The sequence below is a fragment of the Streptomyces sp. NBC_00554 genome (assembly GCF_041431135.1).
Taxonomy (GTDB): Bacteria; Actinomycetota; Actinomycetes; order Streptomycetales; family Streptomycetaceae; genus Streptomyces.
The window spans coordinates 3,015,435-3,033,436 of sequence record NZ_CP107799.1 but is presented as its reverse complement, the minus strand read 5'-3'; the positions used below and the strand labels follow the sequence as shown (position 1 = coordinate 3,033,436).

The following is an 18,002-nucleotide window of genomic DNA, read 5'->3' as shown; positions in this document are numbered from 1 at the left end:
GCCGTCATGATCGAGCCGGCCACGCTGAACGTCCGGGTCACCGCACAGGGCATGACCGCTCGCTACGAATACGACCTGCGGGTCGGCAGCACCGTCGGCGAGAGTCCTCCACTCGAAATGGAGTACACGGTCGAGGTCGACCCGGAACTGGTGAAGGGCTGCCGCGCCCGGATCGACGCGGCCCTGACCAAGGCGGCCGACGCTCAATCGGTCCCGGAACCCGGTCTGGTCAAGGAGTTGGCCAGGTGGGGCAAGCTGCTCTACGACCAGCTGTTCCCTCGGGTGCAGGGCAACGCGGCCGAGCTGGTGACCCGGCTGCACGCGTCGACCGGCCCCGTCCTGGTGCGTACGAACGAGCAGGAGGTCCCGTGGGAACTGCTGCACGACGGCAGGGACTTCCTCGGCCTCAGGCACGACCTCGGTCGCCGGATGGTGGGCAAACGCCCCGTCGTCGGCGGGCGCAGCATCAGTCGGGTGGGCCGCGCGCTCATCGTGGGCGACACCATCGGCGATCTTCCCTCCGCCCGCGAGGAGGTCGCGAAGGTCGCGGCGTGGCTGGGCGGCCGTGGTATCGAGTGCAAGGTGCTCCTTGGACACGAGGCCACCGTGCTCGACGTCGTCACCGAACTGGCCTCGGACGAGACGCCGTACGACCTCTTCCACTTCTGCGGTCATGTGGCGACCGGCGACGGCACGACCGGGCTGATGATGCACGGTCGTCAACTGCTCGGCGCGGTCGCCCTGCAGACCCTCTCGTCGTGCGGTGCGCCACCGGTGGCCTTCATCAACGGCTGCGCCTCCGCCGGTGGCGGCGAAGTGGCCAGCATGTGCATGTCCTTCATGTCCCTGGGCGCGAAGACGGTCGTCGGCACCCGCACCGAGGTGGCCGACGAGGGCGCCTGGCAGTTCGCCGCCGAGTTCTACGGACGGCTGCTCGCGGGCGAGCCGGCCGGTGCCGGGGTCCGGGCGGCCCGCGCCGCGCTCCGTGAACGGCCGGACGCCGCCTGGGCGTCCTTCATCCTGTACGGCGACCCGGCCGTGGGCATCACCAAGGACGAGACGACGGAGAGCCCCCAACTCCCCGAACCGCACGACGAAGACATGATGATCGCTCTCGCCCCCGACGCGCGGCAGCTGATGCAGCGGGTGTACGAGTCCGCCGCCGACCGCGGCGGGGTCGCCTCCGTCGATCTGCTGCAAGGGCTGCTCGGCGAGGAGGACATCCGGCAGCGGATCGAGGGCAGCATCGGGGCGGACGCGATGGAAGCCCTCGACCAGGTGATCGACCAGGTCCTGAGGCCCCCCTCGCGTGCGGACGGCGACTCCGCTGCGGACGGCGACTCCGGTACGGACGGCGACGGTTCCAGTACGGGTACGGGACTCGGCGGGGTCCTCTCCGACACCGTCAACCGCGTGTTCACGGAAGCGGCCACCCGCGTCGCCGCCGACGGCAGGAGCACCATCACCACGGCCGACATCACCGCGGCCTTCGTCGCCGTGGGCGGCGGCGTCTCCGCCCGGCTGCTGGAACTGTGCGGGGTTCCGCTCGCCCGGCTGCTGCCGGACGAGAGCTCCCTCGACCCGAGCTCCCTCGACCCGAGCTCCCTCGATCCGAGCTCCCTCGATCCGAGCTCCCTAGACCCGAGCTCCCTCGACCCGATCACCCCCGTTCAGGACACCTTGGAGGACGACTCCCCGGCCCTGCCCCGTGACCCAGCGCCGCTGAACGGCGACGAGCGGCTGCCGATGGACGACTTGAGCCGCAGCGCCGTGGGTATCGTGCGGCTCGCGAACCTGCTGGCCGACGGACGCGGCGAGGTGATCAGCACCTACACGCTCCTGCTCGCCTTCGGCGCGATGGGTAGCGAGGTGCTGCGCCGCGGTATGCACGAGCAGGGGGCGACCGGGGAGCGAGCCTTCCGGCAGCTCTCCGGAATGCTCACCCCCCGGCGCCGTGATCTGTCCCCCCGTGTCCACGACGTACTGGACCAGGCCCGCCGACGCAGCGCCGCCGGGCGTACGTCCTCCGGTCGCGTCGGCGAGGCCGCCATCCTCCTCGCCCTTCTGGAGGACGAGGAGTCGTCGGCGCGTGAGCTGATGCGGAAACTCGGGATCGACCCCGAACAGCTCATCCAGGCCCTGGGGCGGGCTCACTGACTTCGCCGGGCCCGCTGATCCCACTCGGTTCGGCGGGCTCTGCGGACTGTGAGGGCACTGCGGGCAATGCGGGCTCTGAGGACTCCGCGGGCTTTGCGGGCTCCGAGGGTTCTGCGAGCTGCGCCAGCCCCCAAGTCGCCTTCGGGTCGCCCGGTCTGCGGCCAAGGACCTCCGTCCACTGACGGTGTGCCTCGGAGCGGTCACCGAGCCGCAGGCCGGCCAGGGCCAGCGCGTTGCGCGCCTCGGTGTCGCCGGGGCACCAGTGCACCACCGCGGCGAAACAGTCCCGTGCGGCCGCGAGGCGGCCCTCACGTGCCGCGGCGAGCCCCTGGTTGAACAGGTACGCGGGATAGGTGTGCAGGCGCGCGTAGCCGGACAGCGGCGTACGGCAGCCCGCGCAGACCTCCGCCCCGTACGCGTTCTCCTCGCGGCACAGGACCACCGGGCAGCGGACGCTCATCGCCGCGGCCCTCGGTTGAGTGCCTCGGGGAGCACACCGCCGCCCGGTTCGTTGCGCGAACCGGGCGTGATGATGCTCTTCACCTGGATCAGGCGCTGGCGTTCCTGCGCGGCCTCCTGCTGGACCCGGTTCGGGTCCTGGGCGATGAGGGACTGCAGGCCGGCGAGCCGCTGCCCGATGTCCTCGACGTCCTGCCGGTGCTGGGCCGTGGCGGTGCGGGAGGCCTGGACCAGCCTGCGCACCTCGGCGAGCATCTCCAGGGCGCTCTGCAGCCGGGACGCGGCCACATCGGCCGGGGCGACCGGCTCGTTCTCCTGCTGGTGCCGGTACGCCACCGTCCGGAGGTGGTCGAAGATGTGCTGCAGCTGGGTGATGACCTCCGAGTACGACCGCTGGTCACCGGCGCTCAGTGCCCGCTCGCCCTGCTCCCGCTGGACCTCGACGGCCGCGGCGATCTCCCGTTCGTCGTGCGGGGCTTCGGTCTTTGCGCTGATCGTGGCCACGTACCGGTTGAGCTGGCCGCAGTCCTTCACGAGTTCCTCGAAGTCCGCCCTGGGCGGCTGCAGGGCCCCGTCCTCCGGCTTGCCGACGGAGTCGGCGATCGCCTGCATCTGCTCGAACTCGTGACCTGCGACCGCCTTTTCGCCGCGTGCGAGGGCGTCGGTGAAGGCCGTGTGCGCCATCTCCATCTTGGCCTTCTTCACGCTCTTCTCGCCCGCCGGCAGGAACTCGACGCCCTGCTCGAAGGCGCGCATCAGGTCGGCGACCTGCTCCTCGCTGGGCAGTTCGGCCTCCGGCGGCACCTCGACGAGTGCCTCGAAGGGGTGGTCGCCGATGGAGCCGCGCACGGTGATGAGCGAGTGCACGTCCATCTCCACGTCGACGTCGATGACCGTGCCCCTGGGGGTGGAGGACGGCACCGGCACGGTGATGACCTGGATCTGGCGGGCCTGCTGGTACAGCCGGAACTCCACCGTGTCGGTGTCACCGGGGTGGCTGAAGTCGTAGCGCTCCTTGAACGGCAGCGACCGCAGTGCGGGGATCAGCTCCTCGCGCTCCGTACGCCCCTCGCGGGACACCTCCAGCAGGATCGGCTTGGCGTTGATCGCCGCGCGGACCGGGTTGCCCACCGGCTTGGCCCCGGCTTCCCGGTCGTGGACGACCGCGCGTCCGACCGTCGCCAGCAACTCCCCGTCGGCGTCCAGCACTTCGATGGTGAGCAGGCTCTGCGCGTCCGGCTGTACGGGAATGCGGGTGAACGCGAAGCTGCCGCCCGGCTTGAGCTGTGCCTCGTCCTCGTACTCCTCGGTGCTGAGCCGCACCGAGCCGCCGGTGAGATCGAGATCGGGGTCGAGCGCCTCGACCGTTCCGCCGACCACGGTGCGGTCCGCGGCCGTGACCACGGTGCCGCGGAAGCCCACCCGGACCGTCCGCTCCTCGTTCAGGATGTCCAGGCCGCCCACCGCCGAGGCACGCACGGCGGCGCCCAGCGCGACGACCGTGTCCACCTGCTCGTACACCGGCTCGGTGCACTTGGCCCGGGGGCCGTCGGGGGCGGGGGACCCGGGGGCGGGCGAGCAGAGCCGGCTGCGCACCATCTCCCGGACGAGCGGCAGGTGGGTGGACCCGCCGGCCAGGATGATCTGGTCCACGTCGGCCAGGGTGACCCCGGCCTCCCTGGTCGCCTGGTCGAGCGCCTCGTCGCAGTACTGGAAGGTGCGCTCCAGCAGGGGCCGGGCGATCTTCTCCAGCTGGGCGCGCTCCATCACGGTGTCGATGACGACCCGCTGCCCCTCCTTGTCGGTCAGCCCACCGGAGTCGCGGAGCATGAACTCCTCGCTGTTCGACAAGCCCTTCTTCACGGACTCCGCGAGGGACTTCAGCCGCCGGAACCGCAGCCGGTCCTCCGCGTCGTTCTCCAGGTCCAGGTCCATCGCCCAGTCGTCGCCCTGGATCAGCTGCTGGAGGTGGCGGGCGAGCGCTGTGTCGATGTCGTCCCCGCCGAGCATCGTGTTGCCGCTGATGCCGAGCACCCTGAAGTCGGCCGCCTTGCAGCGCACCACGCTCACGTCGAAGGTGCCGCCGCCGAGGTCGTAGACCAGGAAGGTGCCGTCCCGGGTGCCTGTCCGCCAGCAGTAGTAGCTCGCGGCGGCCGTCGGCTCGTGCAGCAGGTCCACCACCCGCAGACCGGCGGCCTCCGCCGCCTTGCGGGTGGCGTCGATCTGCGGCTGGTCGAAGTACGCGGGTACGGTCACGACGGCCCGGTCCACCACCCAGGTCACGTCCGGGGTGTCGAACTCCGCGACGTCCTCCTCGATCTGCCGCTTCATCTCCCGCAGGATCTCGGCCGAGATCTCGACGGGGGTGCGCTCCTCGCCCGCCAAGGTCACCGTCCTGCGGGATCCCATGAGGCGTTTGACGGAGGTGATCGGCTCCGGCTCGCTGCCCACCCTCGCGAACGCCTTGCGCCCGACGACCAGTTCGCCGTTGCCCGGGTTGCGCCACACGCAGCTCGGCGTCGTGCGGGCGTTCATGCCGCCCTTGTGGATCACGATGTCGGTGTCGGTCGGATTCATCACCGCCACCGCGCTGTTGGTGGTCCCCAGGTCGATCCCGACGGCCTTGCTCACGTACTGCGTCATGCGTCGTTCTCCGTTCCGGCGCTCAACGGGGCGCCCATGATCACTTGTCCGAGCCGTACGACCGTGCCGCGGTCGAGGACGATCGGCTCCAGGGTCTCCGCCACCACCTCGGCGGTGAACTCGGGCCCGTAGCGCCATCCGGCGATGTCGACCTCGTCCGCGACCGACTCGTAGGGCTTGCCGGTGGGGTCCTGGGTGGTGATGTCCATCGCGTGCAGCGGTTCGAGCACCTGTTTTCTGGCCACGTGCAGACGGCGGCCCAGTGACTTGGCGCCCGAAGCCTCCAGCGGGCCGGCCGCCTCACGCAGCAGACCGTCCAACCGGGCGACGTGGACGGCGAGTTCGGTGAGGATCTTGCGCGCCGCCGCCGACTCCTTCTGCACCCTGTTGCGCTCGCTCTGCAGGTCGGCCCAGTACCGCTGGAGCAGGGCGGCCATCTCACGGCCCGGACTGACGGGGTCCGGCTGCTCGGGCCCGCCAAGACCTTCCGGCAACGGGCGCTCCTCGAACGCGTCCCAGTCGGAGACGGTCGCGGACTGGACGGTCCCGTCCCCGGTCCCGTCCCCGGCCTCAGCGGAGAGCGGGTCAGCGGCAGCCGGGTCAGCGGAAGTCGAGTCAGCGGCAGCCGGGTCAGCGGAAGTCGAGTCAGCCGTGGTCGGGTCGGCCGAAGTCGGGTCAGCCGAAGTCGAGTCTGCCGAAGTCGAGTCAGCCGAAGCCGAGTCGACAGGAGTGGAATCAGCCGAAGAGGACATCACGTACCTCCAGCGGCGACCGCTCAAGACGCAGCGGCACCGGCGCGTTGTCCAGGGCGGGCCGGATGTCGACGGTGGGCGGGGTCAGCATCCCGTCCAGCAGCCGCCGGGCCACGGCGGCGAGGTCGAAGTCAGTCGCCTGCGGCGCCTCCGCCCGCCCTCCCGCCGCGTCGAACGCGGCGGGAGGGCGCCCGTACTGCCTGGCGAAGTCCTCCCACCGCTCGCCGCGGTAGTCCGCACCCGGTGCCTCAAGGAGTACATGCAGCTCCCGGGTCTCCGGGAGGCCCATCAACTCGTCCTTGGCCCACTCGGCGAGCTCACCCGCGTCCTGCGCCCCGGTCACGGCGAGTTCCCGGAAGCGCTCTGCCACCTCCTCGTCGCTCGCCGACACGGGAAGTCCGAGGACATGGAAGGGATTGGGCTTCATAGGTCTCCTTTCACGGTCAAGTGCGGTAGCGGTCGTAGAGGGTGCGGGCCGCGTCGGAGGAAGGGTCGAGGCTCATGGCCCGGGTGGCACACGCGAGGGCTTCGGGGCGATTTCCGGAACCGAAGTGACTCAGGCCCTGGTAGACGAGGGCCACCGAACGGTTCTGGTCGTTGTCGGCCACTTCGTACGCCTGCTTCGCCGCGGCCAACGCCGCCGGATAGCGCGCCGCGTCGATGAGCTGTCTGACCGATGCCAGGGCGTCCTCGAACCTTGTGCGGGCGAGCAGTTGGGGAGCGCTGGCGTTGCCGGGATCCCACTTCAGCGCCGTCTCGTACGCCACGACGGCGGTGCGGTTGTTCTGCGCGACGTACAGTCCCCAGTCCACGAAATGCGCGCCGAGCGCGCTGTTGGCCGGGAGATACCCCTGGCCCGGGGTGCAGAGCGGGGCGAGCGCGTCGGCGAACTTGCGCGCTCTGCCGACCACCTTCCGCATTTCCTCGGTCTCGCGCATTTGGTAGAGGCAGGTCTGCAGCCCGTTGTACCAGTCGAGCCCGGTCTGCAGCAGACGGGGCAGTGGAACGCCGAGACCGATCAGCGGTTCCAGCCTGCGGATGCCGGATTCGTAGTCCTTGTCGATCCCCTCGGACAGTCGCGCGATGGCGGCCGGGTCCCTGACCGCCTTCTCCGCGGTCTGGATGACCTCGGCGCACCAGTCGTCGGTGACCGAACCGGCGAGGGCGGAGATCTCGGCCCAGCGCCCCGCGTCGACCGCCACGGTCCACGGGATGCCGTAGCCCCGCAGGAGCTCGCGGACGGCGGACTCGCCCTGACGGGCGGCGTCCAGCACCTTCAGATGCAGCCGGGCGGTGTCCCGCTCACCCGCCTGGAGGGCCTCGGCACCGAGCTTGCGGTGCATGCCGAACAGCTCCTGGCACACGGTGCCGCGCAGCCGGGTCTCCGCCTCGGGCCCGACGGGCGCCTCGCCGTGCTGCTCCCAGAATCCTTCCGAGGCCAGCAGAAGGGTCCACAGCACGGTCGCACGGGCGAGGTACCGGCCCGCTCGCGCAGTGGGTGCGGGCGCACCGAGTGCCATCCCCCGGTACAGCAGGGCCAGGGTGTGGTGGAGCCCGACGTCGTACTCCAGGGTGTGCAGGCAGTCCGCCCAGCTCTGTTCGACCCGGCCGGCCGCGTCGGCCCCCAGGGCGCGGTGCAGCCCGGGGTGGGCCTCGACGGCTGCCTCCAGGGCCGCGTAACGGCCGGGGCGCTCCCAGGGGACCTGCTCCTGCTCGGCTTCGGGGAAGAGGTGGCCAAGGAGGCGGCCGATGTGGACGTCGAGTTCCAGGCCGCGCGCGAGCGATTCGGCTCCGCCGCGGGACGGGACGCGTTTCAGCTTGGGGCCCGCCGCCGGTTGCAGGTCGGCGGCCTGGCGCAGCAGCTTCGCGCTCCGCAGCGGATCCTCCGCGTTGCGGGCGGTCACGGCCTTGTAGCAGAGCAGCCGGGCGTACTGCGCGGGCACGGGGCCGGAGTCGCGCTCCTCCGGGTCCGCCTCGTAGTACGCGAGCATCCACTGCTCCTCCGCCAGTTCGTACTCCCCGATGGCGGTCGCGCAGCCCGCCAGGATCACCGGGTCGAATCCGGACCCGCCATTGCTGATCAGCCGCTTGACGAGGACGGCCAGCGGGTGGCCCCGGCCGGAACGGGGTTTGGCACCACCGGACTTGCCCGACTTGCCGCTGCCGCCGGGCTTGCCGGTGGTGGCCGAAAGGAGCGCGGGCAGCAGCTTGTTGATGTCGGTGACGGTGGCCAGATCGCAGTCGGCCGCGGCTGCGGAGAGCAGGCCCAGGCACCGGTTCGGATCGCTCTCGACGAGCCCCGCCGCATGGATGACCCGGAGCAGGGCGGCCCGCTCCCCGGCCCCGTCGGGCGGGGGCGTCGCGGGCGGACGGCCGTCCAGCACGTCGGCGAGCAGGGCGCACACGGCGCTGTCCGCGGGTGCGGCCCTCAACTGCCGTACGGCGGCGGCCCGGTCGCCCCGCGAGAGGTCACCGGCGGCGGAGGCCAGCGCCAGCACCGGCGGCACGGTGCCCGACGGTCGCGCTGCCTCGACCGGTGGACGTCCGGCGGCCGGCAGGGCCATCGCGGCGGCCGTGATCCGACCGGCCAGCGCCTGCACTTCGGGCGAGGCGTGCCGGTCCGCCAGATCCCGCACCAGCAGGGCGAGGGCGTTCCGGCGGCCGGGGTCCTGACTGAGCATGCCCGCACGGGTGAGCGCGGCGGCCAGCGCGGTCACGGCCGGCGGGTGCGGCTCGTCGGCCTCCTCGACCAGGGCCATCAGCCGCCCGAACAGCCCCAGGCCGGCGGCTTCCGGGTGCTCGGCCAGCAGCGCCAGGCCCAGGACCCATTCCGCCCAGGGGTGTTGCCGTACGGAGGGCGGCGTCCCGTCGTCCGGCGCAGGGGCGGTCCCGTAAGCGACCGTCCGGGCGGCCAGCAGCAGTTCGGCCGCGTCCGGGGGCAGGGCGTCCGGCCCGGCGGCGAGGGCTCTGCCGAGATCCCTGGCCGCCCGCCGCGCGTGGTACGGGGCGTCGTCGGGGTCCAGGGTCGAACCCTCCCCGGCCAGTTGGTGCAGCCAGACCGCGCCCAACACGTATGGCACCTGCGGCAGCTGACGGTCCTTCAACTGCTCCAGCAGGTCCGCGATCGCCTCGTCCGCCCCGCCCCCGGCCGCCTCGGCCCACGCCCTCAGCAGCTCCGCCTTCGCGCCGGTCCGCCCGGCGAGCAGCCGGTACGCCCGGGCCGGACGCCGCTCCTCCAGGTGGTGCGCCGCCAACACCAGCGCCGCCCGCTCGTGCCCGAGCGCCAGGGCCGCTTCGAGCAGCCGCCGTCCCTCCTGCGGCTCCTCGCGCAGCGCCAGCAGCCCCGACCACAACAGCCGGTCGGCCCGCGGCAGCCGCCGGTACAGCGGCTCCCTCAGCAGCTCCGCCATGTCCGCCGTCCCCGCCGCCCGGCCGTACGCCTCGCCCAGTGCCGTACGCAACGCCTCCAGCCGCTCCGGTGGGCCACCGCCACCCTCGGGCATCCCGAGCGCGGTCCGGTCCGGGGTGCCGGGCGGCCGGCCGCCTCCCCCCAGCTCGCCGCGGACCTCGGCGATCCGCTCGTAGCCGGGCGGGACGGCCGCTGCCGCGTGCGCCGCGTCGGTGCTGGGCACCGCGTCCGGCTCGGCGTCCAGCAGCAGGCAGGCGAGAGCCCAGTCGTCCGGGCCCTGGGTCATCGCGCCGGTGAGCGCCCGGAGCCCGGCGCGGTCGCCGGACAGCAGCTGCGCCCAGGCGGCGTGGTAACGCCACTGCGGGAGGGAGGAGTCGCCCGACGCCAGGGGTACGAGGAGATCGCGGGCCCGCGTGGCGTCACCGTCCAGCAGATGCAGGCGGCCGAGGGCGTAGGCGAGCCAGGGGCCCGCCTCGCGGGTCAGGTCGAGTGCGACAAGGCGGCCTGCGGACGGGGGAGGTGTGTCGGTGTCGGAGTCGAACCAGGCCAGCACGAGGCAGAGTTCGGCCGTCGCGGCGACGTTGGGGGCGGATTTGTGGGCGGTGGTCAACGCCCACTCCGGGATGCTCGCGGCCCGACCGTCGCGTACGTACGCGAGCAGGAGTCCGAGGAGGGCGGTCTCGTCGCGGGGGTCCGCCGCGCAGGCGGCGAGGAAGCAGTCCCGGGCCGTGTCGAGTTCCGCGGTGACCAGCAACCGGTAGAGCCCGGCCGCGCGGTCGGCCCCCGGCAGCCCGGCCGCCGCCAGCGCGAACGCCTGCCGCAGCTGTGCCGGGTCCGAGGAGAAGTCCACCCGCAGCACATCGGTGGCGAGCTCGACGACCGCCGGGGGCCGCGGACCCGACCGGCCCAGCAGGTCCGCGTAGACCTTGAGGCGGGCGTCGTCACGCTCGCCGGAGCGGGCCAGGTCGTCCGCCAGTGAGGCCCTGGCCTGGTCCTGGACCGACTCCGCCCAGTACAGCCGGGTCAGCAGTTCGTTGGCCTGCCGGCCCTCGCCGCGCCCGGAGCGCGCCGTGGCCAGCGGCCGGACCGCCTGGTCGAGCGGGAGGGCACCGGCCTCCGCGACGAGCCCGCCGATCCTCTCCAGCGCTTCGAAGTCGGGCTCGGTGAGCAACGGCCGGAACGGCTGACCGACGACGGACCGTAAGAACTCGGTCCACATCTCGGCCGCCGCGTCGGGGCGCTTCTCCAGCCGCACGCGGACTTCGCGCAGCCGCTCCAGGGCGCTGTGCGGGTCGGGGTCTTCGAGCGCCGCCTTCCACTGCCTGCGCAGCCGCCCCGAAGGACTGAGGAGGTCGCCGAAGGATGATGGCGGACTCATGCCGCTGTGCTCACCCCCTGTCCCTCTCGCGCCGCAGGAGATCCTCGAAGTGCGTTGCCTGATAGACGTTCCCGGCCCGCCGGTAGGCGTCCGCCGCACGCGACAGCAGGGCGCAGCGTTCCTTCCGGGTCCGCAGCACGGCGCTGTTGCGCACCAGCTGCCAGGCTTCGGCGAGCCGCCGCGCGGAGTCGGCAGGGTCGCCCTGTGCGTCGAGCAGGCGGGCGAGTTCGTTCAGCAGGGCCAGCCTGACCGCGGGCGGGAGCTTCTCCGAGGGGGAGTCCAGGCAGGTGCGCAGGGTGTGGCACGCGGCGGCCGGATCGCCGTCGGCGGCCTGCTTGCGGGCCTGCTCGAGGGCGCTTTCGCCGGGCGGCGGGCGATGGGCACCGGCCTCGGCCACGGCCAGCGCGTCCAGGAGCTCCGCCGCGCTGCGGAAGCGCCTCGCGGGGTCGAACTCCAGGCAGCGCAGGACGACGGCGTCGGTCTCACGCGTCACGGTGTTGTTGAGCCGGGACGGCGGGGCCACCGCGCGGCCCACCTTCTTCTGCTGGTACAGCCAGTCGCCGTGCAGCGTGTCGGGCATGCCGGGCGGCGGTATGAGGTGCTCGTAGGGGAGCCGGCCGGTCAGCCCCTCGTACATCAGCACCCCGAGCGAGTACAGGTCGGAGGCGGGCACGCTCTGGCCCTGGGAGGTCTCGGGAGCCATGTACGTGAGCGTGCCGGCGACTCCGGGGACGGTTCCGGACTCCAGCAGCCTGGCGGCGAGGCCGAAGTCGATCAGCCGTACGGTCAGGTCCGAGCCCAGCAGGACATTGTCCGGCTTGAGGTCCCGGTGCAGCAACGGCTGGTCCAGGGCGTGCAGTCCACGCAGCGCCACACAGATCTGCCGCGCCCAGTTGAACAGCAGCTTGGCGGGGACCGTCTTCAGGGTCGCGAACTGGGCGGCGAGCGTGGTGCCCTGGACGAACTCCATCACCAGGAACGCCCGGCCGCCTGCGTCGTGGGCCAGCCCCCCGTCGTACACATGGACGAGGTGGCGACGCGCCTCGGAATCGGTCATCCCGTCCATCGCCTCGGCCAGCCGCAGGATGTCGGCGAACTTCTCCTGGGCGTCCTCCTCGGTCATCCCCGCGTCCCGGGAGATCTTGCAGGCGACCCGCCGGACGGGGCGGCCGAGGATGCGCTGCTCGCTGAGGAAGACCGCGCCGAAGGCACCGCCGCCGATCCATTTGGTGAGCAGATAGCGGTCGTTGATCACCCGGCCCTCGAACGACCGAAGGTCGGTCCCGGCTCCGTCACTCATGGCCTGGTCCCGCCTCCGCCGCCGGGGTGAAGCGGACGTCCGTCCGTGCTCCGCCGCCGGGTCCGACGGGGCGGAAGTCGAGTTCGATGCGGGCGCACTGCCTGAACTCCTCCTCCCGGCGCTCCTGTTCGAGGAGGATGGGATTCTCGATCAGGTCCGAAAGGATCTTCGCGATGATGCGGCCGCCCTCCTTGCCGCCCGACTTCTCGTTCATCAGATGCCCGCGATCGGCGGCATAGAGGATCAACGATTCGGGGACGATGAGTTCCTTCTCCCGTTTGTCCAGCCAGAATTCGCGCTGCCGGCCGACGAGTTTGCGGCAGATGCCGGTCATCGCGTCCAGGTCCAGCGGGCGGAACACGATGATCCGGCGGATACGCGCCACGAACTCGGGAGTGAAGACAGGGCCGCCCCGCACGTGGTTCCCGATCTGCGGCAATGCTTCCTTCACGCCGGCGACGATCTCCTCGTCGGACCGGCCCTCCCGGGTCATCCGGGAAATGATCTCCTGGCCCGCGTTGCTGGTGAGGATGAAGATCGCCCGGTCGCCATGGGCCTTGACGCCTCGCTGGTCGACGATCCAGCCCTCGTCGAAGAGGTTGAGGAAGGGCCGCCAGACCTCGGGGTGCGCCTTCTCCGCCTCGTCGAGCAGGAAGACGCAGTACGGGTCCGCGTTCAGCTCGTTGATGAGACGGCCGCCGCGCTCGAAGCCGATGTATCCCGGCGGGGAGCCGATGATGCCCGACACGCTGTGCGGCTCGGAGAAGTTCTCCATGGGGTAGGTCTGCAGGCGCTTGGACGAGGAGTAGAAACTCGCGACGGTCTTCGCCAGTTCCGTCTTGCCCGTGCCGGTCAGCCCGGCGAAGAGCATCACCGAGGCGGGCCCGCTGCTCGCCCCGGCCAGGCCCGACTTGATGCGCCGCAGCTCGCTCGCGACGACCTCGACCGCTTCCTGCTGGCCGAAGACCGAGCCGCCCAGCGCCTGTTCGTAGTCGGTCCGCTCACCGCCCGTGCCTGCGATCTGCCCGGCGGGCACGCCCGACACCTCCGCGATGACCCGCACCACGTCCTCGGTGTCCACCACGGCCCGGGTGTCGCCGAGTTGCGTACGGCGGTAGTCCAGGTCCTCGCAGGCCCGGCGGAGCACCTTGACGGCGGCGAGCGGCAGCCGCTGGTTGAGGATGTAGTCCCCGGACATCACCACCGCCCGGTCGACGGCACGGTCCTCCACCTCGGTCCTGAACTCCGCCTCCAGCGCGTCCGCCGCCTGACGGACCATGTCCCGCGCGGAGGCACGGTCCGGCTCGGTCATGTCGATACGGGTGGTGAGTTCCCGCAGGGCGTGGTCGGTGGCCAGCAGATCGTCGTACTCCTGGCCGGACAGCACCCCGATGAGGTGGATCCGGCGCTCCTTCAGCGCGCTGCGCAGGGCCGGTACGTGATCGGTGCCGCCGGGGCCGCGGAGCATGGCCCCGAGCCCGTCCAGGCACACGATGAGATCGGTGCGCCCGGCCACGTGGGCGATGATCCTGGCGAGTTTGGCGCCGCTCTCGATGTCCGGTACGTCACGGCAGTCGACGTGCAGCAGGCGCTTGCGGCGCAGGAAGAGCAGCTCTCCGGCCGCCGCGCGCCTGGCCAGTTCGCGCACCAGGGTGGTGGTGCCGACCCCGGTGGGCCCGGTGATCAGCACATGGTTGTCGGTCGTACGGTGCAGGGCCCGGCCCAGCGCGTCGAAGTAGCGCTCCAGATGCCGGGCGGGTGTGATCCCCTGGGTCCGCGCCAGCCAGGTGAGGTCCTCGGCGGGGGGTAATTCCGGCGGTAGGCGGAAGGAGACCTCGCGTGGTCCCGTGGTGCGTGCCTCCCTGACGGCCTGGGCGAGCAGCTCGCGCATGCGGGCGAGGTCCACCCGGAGTGGCTCGGCCTCGAACACCGACGCCAGCCTCGGCGGTGGATCCTCCAGCAAGGCGTCGAGCAGATGCGGTGTGTCGACCAGCTCGGCGCCCCAGACCACGGCTGCCCGCTGGGCCCGGCGGAGCAGGGCGAGCAGTGGCTCGCCCAGGCCGTCACGGTGCAGCGGCGGCGCGTCCTTGCCGTGCTGTGACAGCCGGAAGGCGCCGCTGAGCATTTCCGCGACCTTTGCCAGGCCCAGTTGGGGCGGGATCTGGAGCCGGACGAGCCGCTCGGTGAGCCCCTCCGTCTCGCCGAGCAGGGCGAGGAAGCAGTGCGGTGGCAGCAGGCGGTCGTACCCCAGCTCACCCGCGCGCTCCGCCGCCTGCTCCAGAACCGCCCAGGCGTCCGCCGAGAACTCCTCGGAGCGCAGCCGCCCGGTGTCGTCGAGGAGGGCGGGAGGCGGCTCGGTGCTGACGCGCACCTGGTCCCGCAGGGTCCGCGCGGCGGCCGCGGTGTCGAGAATCCGCAGGAACTGCCGGTCACCGGGGTCGGGATGGTCCAGCACGGAGGCGATGAGCAGTTCGAGGCAGACCGGGCGAAGCCGGTCCTCGTCCTGGGCGAACTCCGCGGCGAAGCCGTCGAGGGCGGTCAGCGTCTCCGGTGTGAACCGCTCACGCCGTCCGTCGAAGTCGAAGTCCTGCCCGTCCTGGCTCCCCGGGTTGTACACCGCGATGGTTTCCAGCAGATGCCGCGGCTGGGCGCCTTCGGCGAGCGTGAGCGCGAGGACCGACAGAACCCCCTGGTCGCCGGAGTCGATCGCGGCGTAGAGGATGTCACTCGGCCGAACTGTCCCCGAGCAGCGCTGAGTTGCCGCCGAGAGAATGTCGATCGCTCGTTCGTCCAGAAGTGTGTGCGGAGTGAAGATCCCCTCCGAAAACAGCGACAAAACGACGGCACCCCCGTACCCGTTTCCGGCACACCATGGTCGCGGACAATACCGGAGCCGACGGCGCTTTCCCCATTGCCCTCATAATTTCACAGGGGTACGACACCGCCTGCCGTCAATGGCCACATCGACAAGATCCACAGGTGCCCGACAGGGCTCGCCCCACGGTCCCGCTCCGCAGCCCGCGGGGCACCGCTGTCGCACGGGTGCCCCGCGGTGCCGTGTCAGGCGTTGGTGCCGACGTGCAGGGTGCCGTCGGGTGTCGAAGTGGCGTAAGTGCCGAAGATGGCGCCGTTGTTGTCGACGAGGCTGCTGACGCTCCAGTTGCCGGTGGTGCCCTTGCGGACCCGGTCCCAGACGTCGCCGTTGACGACGGCTTCGACGTGGAGGTCGCCGTTGGGCAGACCGGCGGAGGAGATCTGCGTGACGGCTCCGCCCGCGTCGATCCGGCTGCTGCCGCCCCAGGTGCCGTTGGCGGCGCGGGTGCGGTCCCACACCTCGCCGTTGACGAGGGCCTGCACATGCAGTGTGCCGTTGGGCAGGGCGCCGGCCGCGACGTCCTTGATGGCGCCGCCTGCGTCGATGCGCGAACTGGCGCTCCAGGTGCCGTTGGTGGCCCGCGTACGGTCCCAGATCTCGCCGTTCACCAGGGCCTGTACGTGCAGGGTGCCGTCGGGCAGTGCGGCCGAGGCGACATCGGTGACCGCTCCGCCTGCGTCGATGCGGGAACTGGCGCTCCAGGTGCCGTTGGTGGCGCGAGTACGGTCCCAGATCTCGCCGTTGACGAGGGCCTGTACGTGCAGGGTGCCGTCGGGCAGTGCGGCCGAGGCGACATCGGTGACGGCGCCGCCCGCGTCGATCCTGGTGGCGTTGCCCCAGGTGCCGTTGGTGGCACGGGTACGGTCCCAGATCTCGCCGCCGACCAGGGTCTGGACGTGCACCGTGCCGCTCGGCAGCCCGGCCGCCGCGACCTGATTAATGGCCTGATTGTCGTCTATCAGCGTCGCGTTCGTGGCCCAGGGGCCGCCGTCCGGACGGGACCGGTCCCACACGCGGCCCTGCGGGACGGTGACCGGCGGATAGGGGTCCGCGTGGTCGCTGCCGAGCCCGGCCTGCGGCCCGCACGCCGGCCAGGCGCCCTCGCCCTGCCCGGCGAGCACCTTCTCGCCGATCAGGATCTGCTCCTTCTTGGTGGCCTGGTTCGGATAGACCGCGTAGGTGTCGCCGCCGTACGCGTTCCAGGTGCTGAGGCTGAACTGCAGCCCGCCGTAGTAGCCGTTGCCGGTGTCGATGCTCCAGTCGCCGCCGCTCTCGCACTCGGCGACCTTGTCCCAGGTCGCGACCGAAGCGGCCTGTGCCGGACTCGGCAGCGCAGTGGTCAGGGCCAGGGCGGCCGCGGACACCAGGAGGGCGGCGGTGAGTCTGCGGATGTACAAGAAGGCCTCCGGGGAGATGAAGGGAAAAAGGGCAGGCGAAACCCCGGTGCCCGGACGGTGCCGGGCACCGGGGTGGTGGTTCGGACGACCTGCGGATGCTTCAAGCCCGCCGTGAATGGCTCAGGCGCCTTGCCGCACCCGGGAGTTGACGAACCGTCAGGCGTTGGTGCCGACGTGGAGGGTGCCGTTCGGCGTGGCGGTCGCGTAGGTGCCGAAGATGGCGCCGTTGTTGTCGACCAGGCTGCTGACGCTCCAGTTGCCGGTGGTGCCCTTGCGGACCCGGTCCCAGACGTCGCCGTTGACGACGGCCTCGACGTGGATGTCACCGTTGGGCAGACCCGCGGCGGAGAGCTGCTTCACGGCGCCGCCCGCGTCGATCTTCGTGCTGGCTCCCCAGGTGCCGGCCTCGGAGCGCGCGCGGTCCCAGATCTCACCGTTCACCAGCGCCAGCACGTGCAGAGTGCCGTCCGGCCCCGCGGCCGAGGAGAGGTCCGTGATGGCACCGCCCGCGTCGATGCGGGAACTGCCGCCCCAGGTACCGGCGGCGGAGCGGGTGCGGTTCCAGATCTCGCCGTTCACGACCGCCTGCACGTGCAGCGTCCCGTCGGCCAGCGCGCTGGACGCGATGTCCGTGATGGCGCCGCCCGCGTCGATCTTCGTGGAGTTGCTCCAGGTGCCGTTGGTGGCCCGCGTACGGTCCCAGATCTCGCCGTTCACCAGGGCCTGCACATGCAGGGTGCCGTCGGGCAGCGCGGCGGCCGCGACATCGCTGATGTTGCCGTTGGCGTCGATCCTCGCCGAGTTGCCCCAGGTGCCCGAGGCGGACCGGGCACGGTCCCAGATCTCACCGTTGACCAGCGCCTGGACGTGCGTCGTGCCGTTGGGGAGACCGGCCGCGGAGACGGCGTTGACGGCGCCGCCCGCGTCGATCAGGGTGGCCGTGGAGTCCCACGGGCCGCCGTCAGGACGCGAACGGTCCCAGACCCGCCCGGCGGGACGGCTCGTCTCACCGACGATGCTCTTCAGTCGCGCGGGCTTGAAGGTCCCGTATCCCGCGAAGTACGGGTAGGGGATCGGACGGTAGTGGACGCCGGAACTGGTGAACTCGTAGCCCATGTACTGCGTGTGGGAGGAGTCCGTCCACGACGAGAAGATGGCCACATGGCCGCTGTTGCCGGTGTCGTCGTTGAGCAGGACATCACCCGCGAGCAGGCTTTCCTTGGTGCTCCACTCCGCCACGCCCTCCGGGATGAACGTGTTGGTGGTGAGCGACGAGCCCAGGTTCCAGGCCATCGAGACATAGCCGGAGCAGTCGGTGCGCCAACCCTGGTAGTAGCCGCCCTGGTTGTAGTCCAGGCCTATCCCGACCCACGACTTGGCCCGGCTGATGACCTCGGTACGGGTGATGGCCGGGGAGGCCACGGCCGCGGCCATCGCGCCGGACGTGCTGCCGGCCGCGGGCGTGACCGGGCCCTGCCCGCTGCTGCCGTGGTCGGAGTCCGCGGCGGCGGAAACGCCTGCCGCGCCGGCGGTCTGGACGGTGCCCAGGAGGCAGGCCGTCACGACGGCCAAGCCGACGGCGGCGAGTCTGCCGCGGGTTTTGAGCATGCTGAAGGACACAGTTCTCCTACG

10 protein-coding genes are annotated in these 18,002 nt (G+C 71.6%); 1 reads left to right on the top strand and 9 read right to left on the bottom strand.

Annotation, left to right across the window (positions count from 1 at the left end; translation table 11 throughout):
* Positions 1 to 6 precede the first annotated feature (6 nt).
* Entirely contained in the window at positions 7 to 2,157 is a 2,151-nt protein-coding gene (locus OG266_RS13065) for a CHAT domain-containing protein (protein ID WP_371545713.1), read from the top strand.
* Here the strand turns inward: OG266_RS13065 and OG266_RS13060 are convergent.
* The 9 genes from OG266_RS13060 to OG266_RS13020 form a co-directional block, all read right to left on the bottom strand.
* On the bottom strand, positions 2,129 to 2,617 hold the full coding sequence (locus OG266_RS13060; protein ID WP_371545711.1) for a tetratricopeptide repeat protein: 489 nt from the start codon (positions 2,615 to 2,617) through the stop codon (positions 2,129 to 2,131). The two genes, OG266_RS13065 and OG266_RS13060, sit on opposite strands and share 29 nt — an antisense overlap.
* Positions 2,614 to 5,259 (bottom strand): Hsp70 family protein, encoded by a 2,646-nt coding sequence (locus OG266_RS13055; protein WP_371545709.1) that lies wholly within the window; start codon positions 5,257 to 5,259, stop codon positions 2,614 to 2,616. The genes OG266_RS13060 and OG266_RS13055 overlap by 4 nt, the downstream gene beginning before the upstream one ends.
* Entirely contained in the window at positions 5,256 to 5,753 is a 498-nt protein-coding gene (locus OG266_RS13050; RefSeq protein ID WP_371545706.1) for a hypothetical protein, read from the bottom strand. The genes OG266_RS13055 and OG266_RS13050 overlap by 4 nt, the downstream gene beginning before the upstream one ends.
* Before the next feature lie 241 nt (positions 5,754 to 5,994).
* Positions 5,995 to 6,438: a hypothetical protein gene (locus tag OG266_RS13045; RefSeq protein WP_371545703.1), complete on the bottom strand. Its 444-nt coding sequence runs from the start codon at positions 6,436 to 6,438 to the stop codon at positions 5,995 to 5,997.
* Between the two features lie 16 nt (positions 6,439 to 6,454).
* Positions 6,455 to 10,798, bottom strand: coding sequence for a hypothetical protein (locus OG266_RS13040; RefSeq protein ID WP_371545701.1), 4,344 nt, complete (start codon positions 10,796 to 10,798; stop codon positions 6,455 to 6,457).
* A gap of 10 nt (positions 10,799 to 10,808) precedes the next feature.
* The gene (locus tag OG266_RS13035) at positions 10,809 to 12,098 is read right to left on the bottom strand and encodes a serine/threonine-protein kinase (protein ID WP_371545698.1); all 1,290 of its coding nucleotides are present in this window, start codon (positions 12,096 to 12,098) and stop codon (positions 10,809 to 10,811) included.
* Positions 12,091 to 14,934: an AAA family ATPase gene (locus tag OG266_RS13030; RefSeq protein ID WP_371545696.1), complete on the bottom strand. Its 2,844-nt coding sequence runs from the start codon at positions 14,932 to 14,934 to the stop codon at positions 12,091 to 12,093. Before OG266_RS13030 ends, OG266_RS13035 begins: the two co-directional genes overlap by 8 nt.
* Before the next feature lie 224 nt (positions 14,935 to 15,158).
* Positions 15,159 to 16,370: a transglycosylase family protein gene (locus OG266_RS13025; protein WP_371545693.1), complete on the bottom strand. Its 1,212-nt coding sequence runs from the start codon at positions 16,368 to 16,370 to the stop codon at positions 15,159 to 15,161.
* 156 nt (positions 16,371 to 16,526) lie between these two features.
* Positions 16,527 to 17,978 (bottom strand): hypothetical protein, encoded by a 1,452-nt coding sequence (locus tag OG266_RS13020; protein ID WP_371545691.1) that lies wholly within the window; start codon positions 17,976 to 17,978, stop codon positions 16,527 to 16,529.
* Positions 17,979 to 18,002 lie beyond the last annotated feature (24 nt).

What these genes read in the sequence shown, in the direction of transcription:
- OG266_RS13040 (WP_371545701.1), bottom strand. Translation starts at nt 10,798, where the DNA reads ATGAGTCCGCCATCATCCTTCGGCGACCTCCTCAGTCCTTCGGGGCGG.
- OG266_RS13065 (WP_371545713.1), top strand. Translation starts at nt 7, where the DNA reads ATGATCGAGCCGGCCACGCTGAACGTCCGGGTCACCGCACAGGGCATG.
- OG266_RS13060 (WP_371545711.1), bottom strand. Translation starts at nt 2,617, where the DNA reads ATGAGCGTCCGCTGCCCGGTGGTCCTGTGCCGCGAGGAGAACGCGTAC.
- OG266_RS13045 (WP_371545703.1), bottom strand. Translation starts at nt 6,438, where the DNA reads ATGAAGCCCAATCCCTTCCATGTCCTCGGACTTCCCGTGTCGGCGAGC.
- OG266_RS13035 (WP_371545698.1), bottom strand. Translation starts at nt 12,098, where the DNA reads ATGAGTGACGGAGCCGGGACCGACCTTCGGTCGTTCGAGGGCCGGGTG.
- OG266_RS13055 (WP_371545709.1), bottom strand. Translation starts at nt 5,259, where the DNA reads ATGACGCAGTACGTGAGCAAGGCCGTCGGGATCGACCTGGGGACCACC.
- OG266_RS13020 (WP_371545691.1), bottom strand. Translation starts at nt 17,978, where the DNA reads ATGCTCAAAACCCGCGGCAGACTCGCCGCCGTCGGCTTGGCCGTCGTG.